The sequence below is a fragment of the Bacillus sp. 22190 genome (assembly GCF_052045575.1).
Taxonomy (GTDB): domain Bacteria; phylum Bacillota; class Bacilli; order Bacillales; family Bacillaceae; genus Bacillus; species Bacillus altitudinis.
The window spans coordinates 548,728-564,667 of the sequence record NZ_JBQEPF010000001.1; the positions used below are offsets into that span (position 1 = coordinate 548,728).

General features: G+C 35.9%; 13 protein-coding genes and 1 pseudogene. 9 read left to right on the forward strand and 5 right to left on the reverse strand.

Going from position 1 to position 15,940, the window contains the following annotated elements; translation table 11 throughout:
- Positions 1–20: 20 nt before the first annotated feature.
- From liaF to ACTJKA_RS02755, 3 genes are read left to right on the forward strand one after another with little or no spacing between them, the layout of a single operon-like run.
- Positions 21–785: a cell wall-active antibiotics response protein LiaF gene (gene liaF / locus ACTJKA_RS02745; protein WP_035389364.1), complete on the forward strand. Its 765-nt coding sequence runs from the start codon at positions 21–23 to the stop codon at positions 783–785.
- Positions 782–1,846 carry a two-component system sensor histidine kinase LiaS gene (gene liaS / locus ACTJKA_RS02750; RefSeq protein WP_007500303.1) on the forward strand — a complete coding sequence of 355 codons (1,065 nt, stop codon included), beginning with the start codon at positions 782–784 and terminating at the stop codon, positions 1,844–1,846. The genes liaF and liaS overlap by 4 nt, the downstream gene beginning before the upstream one ends.
- Entirely contained in the window at positions 1,843–2,478 is a 636-nt protein-coding gene (locus tag ACTJKA_RS02755; RefSeq protein ID WP_041115722.1) for a response regulator, read from the forward strand. Before liaS ends, ACTJKA_RS02755 begins: the two co-directional genes overlap by 4 nt.
- Before the next feature lie 42 nt (positions 2,479–2,520).
- On the opposite strand, the gene ACTJKA_RS02760 is transcribed toward ACTJKA_RS02755, so the two are convergent.
- From ACTJKA_RS02760 to ACTJKA_RS02775, 4 genes are read right to left on the reverse strand one after another with little or no spacing between them, the layout of a single operon-like run.
- Positions 2,521–2,889 (reverse strand): hypothetical protein, encoded by a 369-nt coding sequence (locus ACTJKA_RS02760; protein WP_007500307.1) that lies wholly within the window; start codon positions 2,887–2,889, stop codon positions 2,521–2,523.
- 40 nt (positions 2,890–2,929) lie between these two features.
- Positions 2,930–4,048 carry a Ger(x)C family spore germination protein gene (locus tag ACTJKA_RS02765; RefSeq protein ID WP_008347083.1) on the reverse strand — a complete coding sequence of 373 codons (1,119 nt, stop codon included), beginning with the start codon at positions 4,046–4,048 and terminating at the stop codon, positions 2,930–2,932.
- Entirely contained in the window at positions 4,045–5,139 is a 1,095-nt protein-coding gene (locus ACTJKA_RS02770; protein ID WP_008347081.1) for a GerAB/ArcD/ProY family transporter, read from the reverse strand. The genes ACTJKA_RS02765 and ACTJKA_RS02770 overlap by 4 nt, the downstream gene beginning before the upstream one ends.
- Positions 5,126–6,550 (reverse strand): spore germination protein, encoded by a 1,425-nt coding sequence (locus ACTJKA_RS02775; RefSeq protein ID WP_335350309.1) that lies wholly within the window; start codon positions 6,548–6,550, stop codon positions 5,126–5,128. Before ACTJKA_RS02775 ends, ACTJKA_RS02770 begins: the two co-directional genes overlap by 14 nt.
- A 113-nt stretch (positions 6,551–6,663) precedes the next feature.
- Here ACTJKA_RS02775 and ACTJKA_RS02780 point away from each other — a divergent pair, with 113 nt between their 5' ends.
- The 6 genes from ACTJKA_RS02780 to ACTJKA_RS02805 all read left to right on the forward strand — a co-directional run bounded on the left by ACTJKA_RS02780 (position 6,664) and on the right by ACTJKA_RS02805 (position 15,239).
- Positions 6,664–6,831, forward strand: coding sequence for a YvzF family protein (locus tag ACTJKA_RS02780; RefSeq protein WP_017359274.1), 168 nt, complete (start codon positions 6,664–6,666; stop codon positions 6,829–6,831).
- 87 nt (positions 6,832–6,918) lie between these two features.
- Entirely contained in the window at positions 6,919–8,313 is a 1,395-nt protein-coding gene (gene fumC, locus ACTJKA_RS02785) for a class II fumarate hydratase (protein WP_017359275.1), read from the forward strand.
- A gap of 222 nt (positions 8,314–8,535) precedes the next feature.
- Positions 8,536–9,738, forward strand: a complete 1,203-nt coding sequence (locus tag ACTJKA_RS02790; protein WP_171465758.1) for a hypothetical protein — start codon at positions 8,536–8,538, stop codon at positions 9,736–9,738.
- Positions 9,728–12,535, forward strand: coding sequence for a CDP-glycerol glycerophosphotransferase family protein (locus ACTJKA_RS02795; RefSeq protein WP_171465757.1), 2,808 nt, complete (start codon positions 9,728–9,730; stop codon positions 12,533–12,535). Before ACTJKA_RS02790 ends, ACTJKA_RS02795 begins: the two co-directional genes overlap by 11 nt.
- Positions 12,532–13,713 carry a glycosyltransferase family 4 protein gene (locus ACTJKA_RS02800; RefSeq protein WP_268358400.1) on the forward strand — a complete coding sequence of 394 codons (1,182 nt, stop codon included), beginning with the start codon at positions 12,532–12,534 and terminating at the stop codon, positions 13,711–13,713. The genes ACTJKA_RS02795 and ACTJKA_RS02800 overlap by 4 nt, the downstream gene beginning before the upstream one ends.
- Positions 13,714–13,718: 5 nt before the next feature.
- Entirely contained in the window at positions 13,719–15,239 is a 1,521-nt protein-coding gene (locus tag ACTJKA_RS02805; protein ID WP_171465755.1) for a glycosyltransferase, read from the forward strand.
- Here the strand turns inward: ACTJKA_RS02805 and ACTJKA_RS02810 are convergent.
- A pseudogene (locus ACTJKA_RS02810) lies at positions 15,203–15,936 on the reverse strand (transposase). The gene ACTJKA_RS02805 and the pseudogene ACTJKA_RS02810 overlap by 37 nt on opposite strands.
- Between the last annotated feature and the right edge of the window lie 4 nt (positions 15,937–15,940).

Genomic DNA, 15,940 nt, shown 5'->3' on the forward strand with positions numbered 1-15,940 from the left:
AAAGGAAGGAGGCGAGTCAACTGCGTTTTTCTAGAAATCAAATTTTAGGCATCATTGTGGTGATTTTTGGTATTAATCTTTTTCTCAAAATTATTGGGATTGGGGCAGACCTATTTTGGCCAGTGTTTTTTGCTCTATTTGGTTATTGGCTGCACTCTCGATCTAAACGTTGGCTCGGTTCGGTTTCCTATATTTTTGCAGGCTTTCTCTTCTTGAAATTTCTACTAAATATCACGTTTAGTTTGACTGGGTATTTATTTGCTGCCTTTTTGATCTATGCGGGCTATCGTTTATTGAAAAACAAACCTGTTTTTGATGTCGATAAAAAGGATTCATCAGACGATGGAAAGCCTTCACTGAAAGTCAATCTTGAAAAAGAGGGCGATCAGAAGAAAACAAAAAGCCAGGCAAAGCCGCGCAAAGAACATGATTTCTTTATCGGTGAAGTCAGGCTGATGAAAAAACCATTTCAATTAAGTGATTTGACCATTTCAGGTTTTATTGGCGATGTCAAAATCGACTTATCAAAGGCGATTATTGCTGAGGAAGAGAGCACGATCGTCATTAGTGGGCTCATTGGAGATGTCGATATTTATGTACCTCAGGATATTGAAGTATGTGTGAGTGCTTCGGCTGCAATTGGTGATATGAAAATCATTGATGAAAAAAGAAGTGGGTTCGGCAGTAAAGTGTATGTCATGACAAATGATTATGATGAGAGCAAGCGAAAAGTGAAAATCTCCATTTCTCTCCTGATTGGGGATGTGGATGTGAGGTACTTATGAGGAAACTGCATTTAGGCATCCAGTGGCAATCTGTTCGTCTTGCAGTCGGTATCTCGCTTGGTGTTGTCATCATGACGACACTCCCGATGTTTTTTTATTATCAGCTTGATCCCATGATTTTGCTGTCTACGCGGTGGTTCGGCATCCCGTTTTTTTGTATTTTGCTCATTATTAGTCTCGCCATTGGTGTATCAGCGGGGCATGTGTTTGGCTATCAGCATAAGAAGCGGCTGGATCAGCTTGTAGAGTCGATTTTGAAGTTTGAAAATGGGAATTTTGCCTATAGACTGCCTTCTCTAGGTGATGATGAAATTGGTTTGGCGGCAGATCAATTAAATGAAATGGCGAAACGAGTGGAAGGGCAAGTAGCCTCCTTACAAAAGCTCTCAAATGAGCGAGCTGAATGGCAGGTTCAAATGAAAAAATCGGTTGTCTCAGAAGAGCGTCAGCGTCTAGCGCGTGAGCTGCATGATGCAGTCAGCCAGCAGCTATTCGCCATTTCGATGATGACGTCTGCGATTCTTGAAGGGATGAAGGAAAAGGATGAAAAGATTTTAAAGCAAATGCGTCTTGTGGAACGAATGGCTGGCGATGCACAAAATGAGATGCGTGCACTTCTTCTGCATTTAAGACCGATCACCCTTGAAGGAAAAGACTTGAAAAAAGGCTTGATTGAGCTACTCAATGAATTTCAGGCAAAGCAGCCAATTGATATTGATTGGGAAATAGAAGATGATGCTCCGCTGTCTAAAGGGGTGGAGGACCATCTGTTCCGAATTGTTCAAGAAGCCCTTTCCAATGTGTTTAGGCATGCAAAGGCGACAAAGGTGACAGTACGTCTGCTTATTCGGAATCGTCAAGTTCAGTTGAAAATTATCGACAACGGGATTGGTTTTCAAACAGATCATGTGAAGACTGCTTCCTACGGACTTGAATCGATACGAGAAAGAACAAGTGAAGTAGGCGGTGTCGCAGAGATTATGTCATTTGAGGGAAAAGGCACACAAATTGATGTGAAGGTTCCCATTTTTGATGAAGGAAAAGGAGAGAACGTTCGATGATTCGAGTGCTTTTAATTGACGATCACGAAATGGTGAGAATGGGTCTTGCTGCTTTTTTAGAGGCACAGGCGGATATTGAAGTCATCGGTGAAGCGTCAGATGGACAAAAAGGTGTAGAGCTAGCGGTTGAATTAAGGCCAGACGTGATTTTAATGGACCTTGTTATGGAAGGCATGGATGGCATCGAAGCAACGAAAAGAATTTGTCAAGAAATAGAGGATGCTCGGATTATTGTACTGACGAGCTTTATTGATGATGATAAAGTGTATCCAGTGATTGAGGCTGGTGCTTTAAGCTATCTTTTAAAAACATCGAAAGCAGGAGAAATCGCTGATGCCATCAGGTCTGCGAGTATCGGCGAACCAAGACTTGAATCAAAAGTAGCTGGAAAGGTCATGAACAAACTCCGCCATTCATCAAATGGGTCCATTCTGCACGATTCGTTAACCGCAAGAGAAATGGAAATATTAAAGCTGATTGCCGATGGAAAATCGAATAAGGTCATTGCTGAGGAATTGTTTATTACCATCAAAACAGTCAAGACGCATATTACTAACATTCTTTCCAAGCTTGATGTAGAAGACCGCACACAAGCAGCCGTGTATGCACATCGCCATAAGCTGATTCAATAAAAAAACAGCTTTCAAATGAAAGCTGCTGGAACATGCGCAAAATTAGTCCTTCTGTCCTGTGATTGGACGTTCGGATAGTTGATGGAGCTCAGGAACTGGAAAAGCCTCCTGCTCCTCGGCCGATTTGTCTTCCAGGGTTTTCTTCATCTCGGAAAGCAGCTTGACGCTTTCCTTTGCCACTGCTGCTTTTTTCTCTTGCAAATCAATGATCTGTGAAAGTCCAACAAATAAACCGCCTCCAATCAGAAGGAGCGCAGGGGTTTGTCCATAATAAATCACGATCAAAAATGTGCTTGAAAAGCTGTCGGCTTCAATGAAGAAATCTTCTTTTGATTGCATGAATACCACGACTAACAGAAGTATTCCTAGAATCAAAAATAGAATGCCGGCCGAAAGTAAAGCTCGTTTCATGATTGACACCCTTTTTTTCTTACCATTTTAACATACTCTATTAGGATTGTGTTGCGCCCTTAGTCCCGAAGTCACGGATTTTCACATTTACCTTGTAACGAATATCCGATTCACTAAAAATGTCATCCCAATGTTTTGCTTCTTTTCGGAATTCCTTCGGATAGGCAATACTCGCTTTTTGATAAAATCCACAAATATCTGCTTTGATCTCATGCTGTAATTCCCCGATAAAATCTTTTACATTTTCCTCAAGTCGATGTGCCACGACTTTCTCAATTTCTTGGAGGTATTTTTCATTAAATGAATTTTCCCGTTCATTCCAATCCTCAGACAATCTTCCATCAAGCTCCACTGACACATCAAATTCATATTTGCCACTGGCTGTTTTATGGGTGTCAATGTTGTGTTTGATTTTAAAGATCTCAAAAGAATAAATGCTATGTTCATATTGGAATTCAATCACTCCGCCTGTTGCATCTCCAGTCAGCAGGTTGTAGGACTGCACCGCTAAAGGAGAGATGTTGGTGAGAAATCGTTTGTTCTGAATAATCGAGGCACCATCCAGCATTAATTTGCCCTGACTGACACTGACTTTCGGAATGGCAAAGGATACGTTGTTTTGCATAGCAGAAGAAATATCTCCTAAGGAAACGGGCTTGAACATACGAATGGTCGTTTTTGTATTCGAAGAAATATCGTATAAGGTGGAAGCGGCAGGCTGGCCGTCGTCATTGATTTTCAGCATATCTCCAGGCTTCTCAGAGGCCATAAAGACAAGGCTTCCTCTTCGTGTTTCATTGTCCCGAATGAATTGATTGATGACCAAATCGAAATTATTTTCATTGATAAGGTCTTGAGAAAACAAATAAACCCTCAGCTGCTGAGCAAAAATGCGGTGTGTTTTTAGGGCCGTTGTACGAAAAATTTGGTGTATGGAATCACCGCTTGTCTCAATAATCTTCGTCGGATCTTTCACGCTTGATTCTTGCTCAATTTTTTGCGGAACGAGCACCTGCATAGACAGCTTCAATTTATGTCCGTCATCTCCTTTATCTACAGCAAATCCAATTGCCATGTTGAGCTCCTCGATATTTGTACTATCCCAGCACCCGCATAATAGAATCAGTGAGAAGAGCGCAAGAACCGCTTTCTTTTTCATGCTGTTTTCCGCCTCCTTTTGAAAAATACGATGATAAATAAAAGAAACGGGAGTATACCAAATAGAAGAAAGAACAAGTTGTTTACGTAGGTTAAATAGTCTCGGACCGTATCAACATCTTTTGGGAAAAGAGCGGCAAAGAAGATCACAATGCCCATCAAGGCGAGCGCGATTTTTTTAGGGAATTTAGTCAATTTGATGACTCCTATCGTAGCAAAAAACGTATATCCTACAAAGCTCGTATAAAGCTGGACAAGCCAAACAATCAGCAAAAAGGATTCAATCCGTTCAATAAAAATCCCCTGAATATCAAATGATTGAAATAAGGCAATGGTCGGCCACGTCAGAGTCGCCGTTTCTTTCACCGTGAGCGCACCAACCACAAGAATATAGGTGAAAATATAGATGATCGCAGGAATCAAAAAGCCGATGGAGCCATATGCAAAAGTGTGTTTTTGCGTATTCATATAGGCAGGCATGAAAAGCATCATTTCAATGCCGACAAACGAAATGGCCGAAGCATTCAAGGAATTGAAAACAGGGGAAATGCCCTCTCCTAAAACTGGCCGTAGGTTATCGAGCTTAAACTCTTGTACACTAAGTCCGTAGGCTACAAATAAGATGATGAGTGTGACAATCAGAAAAAAAGGGCACAGCCGGGCAAAATCTCCAATCCCCCCAATCACAAGGTAAAAACCAACCAAAATAAAGCTGATCATCGTCACGGCTACCGGTGTGTTTTGAAGTAGAAAGAATTTCACCATCTCAGACATGGCTCGTACTTCATAGCTGGCAACGCCGAGAAAGTAAATAATAATCAACAGGTTGGCAAGTGAGCCAATCCATTTCCCAAGTCCTTCTTTTGTATAGTCATAGTAGGAAGAAAAGGAGACCTTTTTCATCATGAGCACATTGACAAAAATGAACACAATGTATATCACACTCATGAGTAAGAGTGCAATCCAGCCGTCAGGTGTAGGCGCAGCTTGAGCCATTGATCTTGGCAGAATCATCATACTTGCACCTAGTGTGGTATTGGCGATAATGGCACTTGCCTGATAGCTTGTGATCGACTCTTTATGATTGACCATGTCGTTCCCCTTTCTTTTGATTTTTCAAAGGCAATCTGATGATGGAATTGTCCTCATTTTTATAACTGAACACAAAATCTGGTGAAAAATATGGGGTGCCAAAGCTTTTTTGTCTTGTCAAATGAGTGAGTAAGACGAGCATAAACAGGACAAGTCCATATAAACCGAATGCAGCTGCAGTAAACATGGACACAAAGCGAAGGACACGAAATGATATCCCCATTCCATATTGAGGAAAGGTAAAGGATGCAAGTGCAATGACGCTGACAATAATGACCATAATGGAGCTGACGATATGGGCTTGTACGGCTGCCTGCCCAATGACAACACCGCCCACAAGTCCGATTGTTTGTCCAAGTGGATTAGGAAGCCTTAACCCAGCCTCTCGCAGCAGCTCAATGGTCATTTCCATGATGAGTGCTTCCACAATAGGAGGAAAGGGGACATTCTCTCGTGTGCTTGAGATGGAAATAGCTAAAGTTGTGGGCAAAAGACCTTGATGGAAGGACACAAGGGCAATATAAATGGCTGATAAAAACAATGTGAGAAAGATGGACGTAAAACGTAGCAAACGAATAAGAGAGGCGGCGATCCATCTTTCATAATAATCATCAGGTGACTGCATAATCGTCGCGAGGGAAGCAGGCACAATTAAGATAAAAGGCGAATGATCGACAAAGATGGCGACGCGCCCATTGTTTAAAGCAGATGCCACTTTATCAGGCCGTTCTGTGTTTTGAATTTGCGGAAAAGGAGAATACACATTGTCTTCAATGAGCTCCTCAAGAACGCCTGAGTCTTGAATATCATCAATGGTGACTTGTTTGAGGCGTTTTTTTACCTCTTTTAAAACAGAGGGCTCAACGATACCATCAATGTACATGATCGATACTTGAGTGTATTTCTTTTCGCCGATTTTCATGTCTACTGTTTTGAGATCAGGGTTTTTCAAACGCTGTCTGACGAGAGCTAAGTTCGTGTTGATATCTTCAATGAAACCAATCTTTGGTCCTCTTACGACGGTTTCAGATGTAGCATCTCCTAAACTGCGTTTCTTCGTTCCATGTGTTTCTAAAATATAAGCGTGCTGAAATCCATTAATCAGTACGACACAATGTCCTTGAAAAATAGCATCTACTAGTTCTTCAGAGGTTTTTACCGTACGGGTAGTCATCATCGATAAATTGGATTCTAGCTTCTCTTTTGTTAGAGAGGCATGATCTTGCAATAGCAGCTTTAAGAAGGTTTGAATCTGCATCGCTTCGTTCATTTCTTTAATGTATAAATAGTAGACAACCTGTCCATGAGGCAATGTTTTTTTCTCATGGATCAAATCATCCATGTCCTTTAACTGAGGGAGAATGACAGAGAGATTATCGTATAAGTGCTCTTTCAATGGAGTTTGATTCAAATGGATCACCCGCCTCAATTTCTTTTTCTTAGCATTACCTGCTTGAAAAAACAATATTCTGTGTTACATTATTTTGTGGTATATGAAAGAATCACGGTGTTGGAGGAAAGAAGATGGCGCAAATTCGTTTAGCAGGAACAAAAGAGGAGATCGACCTTATTCTACAGTCGTTTGACAAGCATTATGAGGTGACTTATACGTCAAAAGATTACGGAAAAACAAATCCAAAATACAAATATTCCAAAGATGTTCGTGTTTATATTGAACTAAAATTAAAATAAAGATAAAATTTTAATTGAAAACGCTTAAAGGATTTTCGTTTTTTGTATAGAATAGAGTTGAGTGATGAAGCTATGGAGGGATACATAATGACAGAATTTAGAATCGAAAAAGATACAATGGGCGAAATCAAGGTGCCACAGGACAAGTTCTGGGGTGCACAAACACAACGAAGCAAAGAAAATTTCAAAATCGGTTCTGAGAAAATGCCAAAGGAAGTTGTGAATGCGTTTGCAATTTTGAAACGTAGCACAGCGATTGCGAACGAACGTCTAGGCAACTTAGAAAGTGAAAAAGCAGAAGCGATTGCTGCTGTATGTGATGACATCATCAGTGGAAAGTATGACGAGCATTTCCCGCTTGTTGTATGGCAAACAGGAAGTGGAACACAAAGTAACATGAACATGAACGAAGTCGTTGCAAATAGAGCAACTGCCTACTTGAAAGATAAAAATAGTGAATTCAGCATTCACCCGAATGATGATGTCAACCGCAGCCAAAGTTCAAATGATACATTCCCAACGGCTATGCACGTGGCAGCTGTTTTAGCTGTGTACAAAAAGCTATTGCCTGCAATTGACCAGTTAAGAGCGACGCTTGATGAGAAAGCGAAAGCATACCAAGAGATCGTGAAAATTGGCCGTACGCATTTGCAAGATGCAACACCTCTTACAGTGGGCCAAGAGATTAGCGGCTGGGTGTACATGCTTGATCGTTCAAAAGAAATGATTTTAGAATCTACTGAAAAAATGAGAGAACTTGCCATTGGCGGAACAGCTGTTGGTACGGGAATTAACGCACATCCTGAGTTTGGTAAATACGTGGCAGAAGAAATCAGCCAGTTAACAGGTCAAACGTTCAATTCTTCACCAAACAAATTCCATGCGCTGACAAGTCATGATGAAATCACATATGCACACGGTGCGCTTAAAGCACTTGCAGCTGACTTAATGAAAATTGCCAATGATGTGAGATGGCTTGCAAGTGGTCCTCGCTGCGGAATTGGTGAATTGATCATTCCTGAAAATGAGCCAGGCAGCTCCATTATGCCAGGAAAAGTCAACCCAACTCAAAGTGAAGCTTTAACAATGATTGCCGCACAAATCATGGGGAATGATGCAACAATCGGTTTTGCCGCAAGCCAAGGAAACTTCGAGCTGAACGTATTTAAGCCGGTCATCATCTATAACTTCTTGCAGTCAGTTGAATTGCTTGCTGACGGTATGAACTCATTCCATGACAAGTGTGCCGTTGGAATTGAACCAAACCTAGAAACGATCGAGAAAAACCTAAACAATTCATTGATGCTTGTGACGGCACTCAACCCGCACATCGGATATGAAAATGCAGCGAAAATTGCGAAGCTTGCGCACAAAGAAGGATTAACGCTAAAAGAAGCTGCCCTTCAATTAGAACTATTAACAGAAGAGCAGTTTGAAGAGTTTGTGAAACCAGAAGAAATGGTGACACCGAAAGCAAAATAATTAATTATTTATTATATTAAATTAAAAGACCTTTGGAAGCCTGAACAGGGATCTAAAGGTCTTTTATCATTTAATTAGAACGAACTATTTTTCAAATCCAAATCATGTTAACTTTTGTTTGTAAATGTGCTAGAATATTGTATTATGTGAACAAATATGGGAGTAATTTAACTCTTTTATCTAGAGGATTACAGTTTTTAAAATATTATGGGGGAAATAATCTTGGAAATTGAAATAAAGAATACAAAGACTTCTAAGACAATAGATATAGAATTTGATGAAAAAAAAGATCAGATTATATTAATAAATAAAAGTGATGAGTCTAAGGTGATAGAGTTAAAGGCGTGTATCGTAGGTGTAAATGAAAAAAAATGTTTATTAGATATAGACTTCTTGCACCATTATGATGAAGGTGAGTACTATTTTTGTATTTTAGATTTAAATAATGGTGAAAAGAAATCTCTTTATAACTATGATAATTTTAAGCACATATTTATATCTGACGTGAATCCGTTTTTGAATATGGAAATATTTTGTGGAGAAACGGACAACTTGTTAAGCTTGTCGTTAGTGAAAAATGGGGATTTAGTGAAAGTGGAAGCGTCAGATTTTACGAATAAAACTTTTAATGCGGTCTTAAATGTCTCGGAGAATCTTAACTTAGCATCCTTTAAAACATATTTAGTCCTCAAAAAAAGAACTCATCCAAATTCTTATGGTAAATACAAAGATGATGTATTGGTAAAACAATTAAATTTACAACAAGATGTTGATTTATATTGGAAAGTGAATGCAAGTATTCCAGAAGTATTTTTGTCACAGGAAAAGATGCGAGAAATATATGATTTTTATATAAGGTTTACTGATGAGAAAAAAGAAATTGATATTAATCTTAAACTTTATAATAAGAACTTTTCCGATCAATATAAATACGCTGAATTTGAAAGTTTGAATTATAAATTATTTAGAACAGTATATAATACACTCTCTTTAATAATAAAGATGGAAACAGAAGCTATCATCTCATCGATTGAACAAACTGATAACACCATCGTTATCTCTGGAGCAATTCTAATACCTTTAGAACAAGAGGAACATAAAGTTACGAGAATATCTTTATTAGCTTCGTTAGGTGAAAATGAATTTTTTAGCATTTGCCCCCAAGTAGAGAGCAACAATGGATTTTTCCAGTTTAACATTAATTCGGAAATGACCAAAGAGTATGAATTCTCCGAATGGAGAGAAATGTATGTTCAAATAGAGAGAGAAACCAACTTGTTTCGAATACCTTTGAAATTTTTAGATTTTCATAAACAAAAGCAGCAATATTTGATTGGACAGAAATTATTTGAATTTAAAAAAAGAAATGATTTTAATAGTTTATTTAAATTAAAACAAGTAGTAGGTGCGAATAATGTTTATTAAAAAATTGTGGAAGCCTAAAAACTCCAGAATGATCTCTTTGGAGTCTTTTGACCTTAGTCAAACAAATTTAATAGAATTAAAAGTGAAGATTAATGAATCTATTAAGCGAGAGAAGTTAAATATGAATCAACTTCTTTTGCTTTTCCGTAATAGATATACAAAGCAAGAAGTGAAAGCAGAACCAAAAGAAATTCAAGAGAATGATAATATTGTTATTACTTATATTATGAATAAGGAAAATTTTAGAGAATTTGGATATTGGGACGCTTTTGTTGTTTCTAAAAAAAAAGAATATAGAATACATGATGCTATTACTTCAAAATATGAATTGAATTCTTATTTGGATAGAATCAGACAGCAAGAGATAACCTTTTATTCCACTATTAAAGAAAATTTATCGATTCGCATCTCTAAATTGGAATTTAATTTTCAAATAAACAAGGTAGCTTTTAAAAGTAATAATAGTATATTACTTTTTGAAGGACTTATAAAAAATATTGAATTAGAACAGATAAACGAGCTGAATATCATTTTGACTTCAGAAAACCGTACGTTATTTAATAAAAAAGTGACCATGACAAAAATTGAAGAGGTTAATAAATTTGAGATTGAACTTAATTTAGAGGAAATAAAAAATTCCATGAAAACACCTAAGAAAATCTCTTTTTATGCTGAAGTTTTGATGAAATCAGAAAAGCAGACAGTCCTTATAACAATGGATAGTAATACAATTTTACCAAATAAAACAGTATATTTTGAAAATAATATCATTAGCTTCGATCTCATTGAAAGGGAATTGAATAATAATGATTTTTTCTTAAGGATAGTGGAAGTGAAAGATCACTATGAATTAGAAAGTGTGTATTTTAAGGATGGATTTTTGAGATTGGCTGGAGAATTAACTTCTAATTCTGTTGAGTTTAGTATTAATAATGTTTTATTTATCAATCGTTCAACTAAAGAAATAGTTGAAGTACCGATTAATAGAGAAACTTTGCATATTGACTTAGCATCACTAATAAAAACAAGTAAGTTAAGTGTGGGGATTTGGGATATTTTTGTTGCAACAAATGTTGATAATTTTAGAGTGGCTAAACGACTTGATGATATTATCAATAAACAATCGATCGTGTCGCTCCCGCAAAGTATGGTAGAAGACGAAAGTGATGAATTATTATCTGTTAAACCATATTATACTTTAAGTAACGAATTATCACTATTAATTCGCAAAGTGGCCACTCAAAAAGCAATTCAATCGTATATGATAGATCATAATAATCTACTAATAAAGGGGCTTTTACATTTTAATAGACCTTCGGATGGGCAAGTATTTGATGATCAATATCCAGCCTCTCTCTTTATCAAGTTTCCATATAAACAAGAAAGAGTGCAGTTAAAAGGACATGTAAAGTTATCTGAAAAGTCTAGAGCATCAACAGATTATTTGCTTGAGTTTAGGAGTGAAGAGGTACCTTTAGAAACGTTAAAAGAAATGATGGCTAATATTCATTTCGATCTTGTAAAATTAAAAATTTCTTTCAATGATTTTTTTATTGATGTACAACTTAATATTGATCCACAAAAAGAAGTTTTTTCAATGGAGGACAAAATAAGAGCAGGAAACTCAGTCTTTTCAAAACTGTTAAACAACAAATTTATTTATAAAATTTTCAATAAAATTTTACCTATTAATAAAAGGGCGATAGTTTTCCAAAGTTTTCATGGGAAAAGTTATTCTTGTAACCCAAGAGCCATTTATGAAGAAATGATTCAATCAGAAGGTGACAAATATAAATATATTTGGGTGTTGAATAATAGAAGACAAGAAATCACTTCTAATAAAAATACTATTATTGTAAAGCCTGGTTCTTTAATGTATTTTTATCATTTGGCGAGATCTAAATATTTTATAAATAATGGAAATTTCCCAGACGTATATACAAAAAAGAAGGGTACTTACCATATTCAGACTTGGCATGGTACGCCGTTAAAGAAACTTGGATTTGATATAAGTCCCAATTCGCCATCGTACAAAGAGAACACTTCGAATGACTTAATGAAGAGAAATAGCAGGTGGGATCTTGCTATTTCTCCTAATACATTTACTTCTGAAGTATATAAGAGTGCTTTCAAATACAAAAATAAAATAATTGAATCTGGTTATCCAAGAAATGATATTTTTTATCAAGAAAATAACAAAAAAATCATTGATATCAAATCGAAATTAGGAATTAAGTCAAACAAAAAAGTGATTCTATATGCTCCGACCTGGAGAGATTATGATTTTCATAATAATAAACAAACAGAACCTTTTCAATTCAAATTTGATATTGAGCGTTTTATTGAAAATTTTGGGGACGAGTATGTCTTATTAATAAGACTCCATTATAGAGATGCTTTACGTGCTCAGATTAGTAAGTATGAGGGTTTAGTTATTAATGTCTCAAATTATGATGATATTAAATATCTGTATTTGATATCCGATATATTAATTACCGATTACTCTTCTGTTATGTTTGATTTTGCTAACTCAAACAAACCAATTATTTTCTTTGCTTACGACATTGTCAGGTATTCCTCAGATTTAAGAGGGTTTTATTTTAATTTCAGGGAAAATGCACCTGGACCAATAGTTACTACAGAGCAGGAGTTATTTAAGGCAATTCATAACATTAAGCAAATAGAATTTTTATATAAAGATATATATGATCAATTTAAAAATAAATATTGTAATTTTGATAATGGGAATTCCTCGAAACTCGTAATAGAAGAAGTTTTCAGAAGGAGCGAAAAATGAAAAAATACTTTCTAGTTATGAATATATTTGGTATGGGAGGGACTGTAAGAACCGTTTTAAATACTGCAAATTACCTTGTAGACAAAGGGGAAGATATTGAAATTATTTCTTTATTTAAGAGACAAAGAAAAGAGTTTTTCTATATTGATCCTAGAATTAAAATTACGGTCTTACATGATGTGACTTCTTGGAATGGACAAAGAAAAAATATTAAAACTAAAATAGGTAATTTTCTACTTAAGAAGAGACCTGTCTTAATTCATCGTGAAGAAGAGGCACGCCACTTTTTTTCTTTAATGTCCGATTTTAAACTCTATTCGTTTATTAAAACAATAAAAGATGGAGTTTTGATATCTACTCGACCAAGCTTTAATCTATTTATTGCAAAGTATGCAAATAAAGGGGTTATATTAATCGGTCAAGAGCATTTGAATTTTTCAATCTACTCCAAAGATATGCAACAAGCGATGCTGAAATTTTATCCTAAACTAGACTATTTACTAACCCTAACTGATGATGATACAGCTGATTATGTGAAAATGTTTAAAAATACAAAACTTGTTGTGAAAAAACTAACTAATTCAATTCCTGATATAGGTGAACTGAAGTCACCATTAGATTCTAAAACAATTATAGCAGCCGGCCGTCTAGTCGAACAGAAAGGTTTTGACCTTTTAATCCAATCATTTAAACAAGTAATTAGGACACACCCAGATTGGAAATTGAAAATATTCGGTGTCGGGAAAGACAAGGCTTATTTAAATGAATTACTAATAAAAGAAGAACTGTTTAATCATGTGTATCTCATGGGCCCGACTGATAACATTCAAGAAGAATTATTAAAATCATCTATTTATGCTCTGAGTTCAAGATATGAAGGCTTTGGTATGGTCATAATTGAAGCAATGCAATGTGGCGTTCCAGTTGTTAGTTTCGACTGCCCAAAAGGTCCATCTGAAATAATAGATTCATATAATGATGGAATTCTTGTAGAGAATGGTAATATAGATCAATTAGCAGAAGCGATCAATTATTTAATTGAAAATCCACTAATTCGTAAAGAAATGGGTGAAAAAGCAAGTGAGAATGTAAAGAGATTCTCAACCAGCAACATAGGAAATAAATGGATTGATTTATTTGAAGAGATCGAGAAGTCTAGTATACACATTAGGAGTTGAATAGCTTGAATTATAAAGTATATATGCTTATGTTCGGAGGGATCCCAGCTAAACCAACCGGATTAGCTACCTCTGTCATTAGAAGAAGTAACGTCTTTTCCAAAAATAATATTGAAAACGAAATTCTCGTCCATAACTGGTATATAGACTATGATGAAAGTATTAATTATTTACAAGATCATAATAAATTACACCCTAAATCAAAAGTTAGGTTTATGTATAATGAATTGGCTGGAGACAGTCAAAGAGACAATCGGACAGTCATTAAACATAGTCCAGATGAGCTTGGGTGGGTAGCTGAAAAAGATGCTGACAAAGATAATGTTTATAGGTGTTTTAAAGATGGGCTTTATTTGAAATTTAAATGGTATGCGGAGGAAGGGCATTTAAAATTTATTGATTACCTACTCCCTAATTTCACAAGAGAGAAAAGAGAGTGGTATGACAGTAAAGGTTATGTTAGAAAGATTGAGTATATGGACTATTCAACAAACACTCCAGCTAGAATCACATATATAAATAAAAAAGGGAAATGTTATCTAAGTATATTAAAAAATCCAAAGAATAATAAAATAATTCAAATTCATTTGTTTGATGATTTAGGAGGTATAAAGGGGAAATTTTCAAATGAACTTGATCTAGTAGAGTATTGGTTAGAGAACTACGTTTTAACTATGTCAAATTCATATCAATATTTAATTTCAGAGTATGCAGTTAATAGACGTCCACTACAGCGTCTTGAAAATAAAACTGCAAATTTAAAAGTGATTTATACAATACATAGTTCTCATCTAGGTTCCCCCTATACTTTTGGAAGTGAAATTCGAAATGATTTAAGGGACTTTTTTAACCATCTCCATGAATATAGTGGTGTTGTATTCTTAACTGAAGAACAGAAACAAGATATTATTCGTGAATTTGGTGAAAGTAAAAAATACTATGCTATTCCTCATCACGCCCCAATTATTGACAAATCACACATAACTCGTGATCCTTATAAAGTTGTCACAGTTGGGAGATTTGAAAAAATGAAAAATCAGGATCATGTTATAAAAGCATTTCAGAGGGTGATAAAAAAAGTCCCTCAAGCTCGCCTTGAGTTATATGGAAGAGGTTCACAAGAGGAATATTTAAGGTCCTTAATTAATGAATTGAATTTACAAAATTATGTTACTATAAAAGGTTTTTCTGATGATGTCTACAATGTTTTTTATCAATCTTCAATCTCTATTGTCCCATCTGATTATGAAGGTATCTGCCTATCTCTTATGGAAAGCATGTCAGCGGGATGTGTGCCTATCTCTTATGATTTTAAATATGGACCTAAGGATGTTGTACAAAATGGACTTGATGGTTTAATTGTGCAGAAAGGAAATATTGAAGTATTATCTGAAGCAATTATTGATTTGTTATTGAATAGTGACAAAAGAGAGGCTATGTCGAGCGAGGCTACTAAGATTGTAGAGAGATTTAGTGAAGAAAGACTAGCTCAAGAATGGAAAGAACTTTTTGAAACGATTAGATAAAGATTATAAAAACAGGCTGTTAAATTTAGATTTAACAGCCTCAGATTGTAGAGAAACTCATGTTTTTCTACAATCTTCTTCATGTTCTGGCAGGCAGCTGTGAGAAGCACTTGCTCACTCACGTTTTGTATTCGCCTTAACCGGCAGTAGCGAAGCCCATGCAGTTGTTTTGAATCTGCAAAGCTTCGCTCTGTTTTTTCTTTTCTTTTTTTATATAGCTCTTTTCCAGCGGCAGACAGACGATTTTGCTGATCTTTTCTTTATATTCCTCCCACACATGTTTTGAGATGACCTTTTGATGATTTTTAGATCTTGTGCAGTTTTCAAGGAAAGGACACGATGTACATTTTTTAGGATCTGATTTGTAGAACCTATAACCTTTTCGATCAGTGGTGGTATATAAAAGCTTTTCACCATTCGGGCATATGTAATGATCGTGTTCAAAATCATACTGGAATTTCCACTTCTCGAATAATCCTCTTGTTGGATGGAAACGTCTATGTGTGATGACACCAAAAATACCGCGATCAGATAAACCTTTACAGATTAGAGTTGTTAAATAACCAGAATCAAGGGCAACTGCGTCTACTTGAAAACCAAATTGTGCGATTTGGTGATCCAATCGTTCAAGATACGGAACGGAATCATGGACATTGCCAGGCGTGACATGAGCATCTGTGATGATATTGTACTTCATATCC

Excerpts from the sequence above, each read along its gene's own strand:
- liaS (WP_007500303.1), top strand. The coding sequence starts at position 782 with ATGAGGAAACTGCATTTAGGCATCCAGTGGCAATCTGTTCGTCTTGCA.
- ACTJKA_RS02755 (WP_041115722.1), top strand. The coding sequence starts at position 1,843 with ATGATTCGAGTGCTTTTAATTGACGATCACGAAATGGTGAGAATGGGT.
- ACTJKA_RS02760 (WP_007500307.1), bottom strand. The coding sequence starts at position 2,889 with ATGAAACGAGCTTTACTTTCGGCCGGCATTCTATTTTTGATTCTAGGA.
- ACTJKA_RS02765 (WP_008347083.1), bottom strand. The coding sequence starts at position 4,048 with ATGAAAAAGAAAGCGGTTCTTGCGCTCTTCTCACTGATTCTATTATGC.
- ACTJKA_RS02770 (WP_008347081.1), bottom strand. The coding sequence starts at position 5,139 with ATGGTCAATCATAAAGAGTCGATCACAAGCTATCAGGCAAGTGCCATT.
- ACTJKA_RS02780 (WP_017359274.1), top strand. The coding sequence starts at position 6,664 with ATGGCGCAAATTCGTTTAGCAGGAACAAAAGAGGAGATCGACCTTATT.
- fumC (WP_017359275.1), top strand. The coding sequence starts at position 6,919 with ATGACAGAATTTAGAATCGAAAAAGATACAATGGGCGAAATCAAGGTG.
- ACTJKA_RS02795 (WP_171465757.1), top strand. The coding sequence starts at position 9,728 with ATGTTTATTAAAAAATTGTGGAAGCCTAAAAACTCCAGAATGATCTCT.
- ACTJKA_RS02800 (WP_268358400.1), top strand. The coding sequence starts at position 12,532 with ATGAAAAAATACTTTCTAGTTATGAATATATTTGGTATGGGAGGGACT.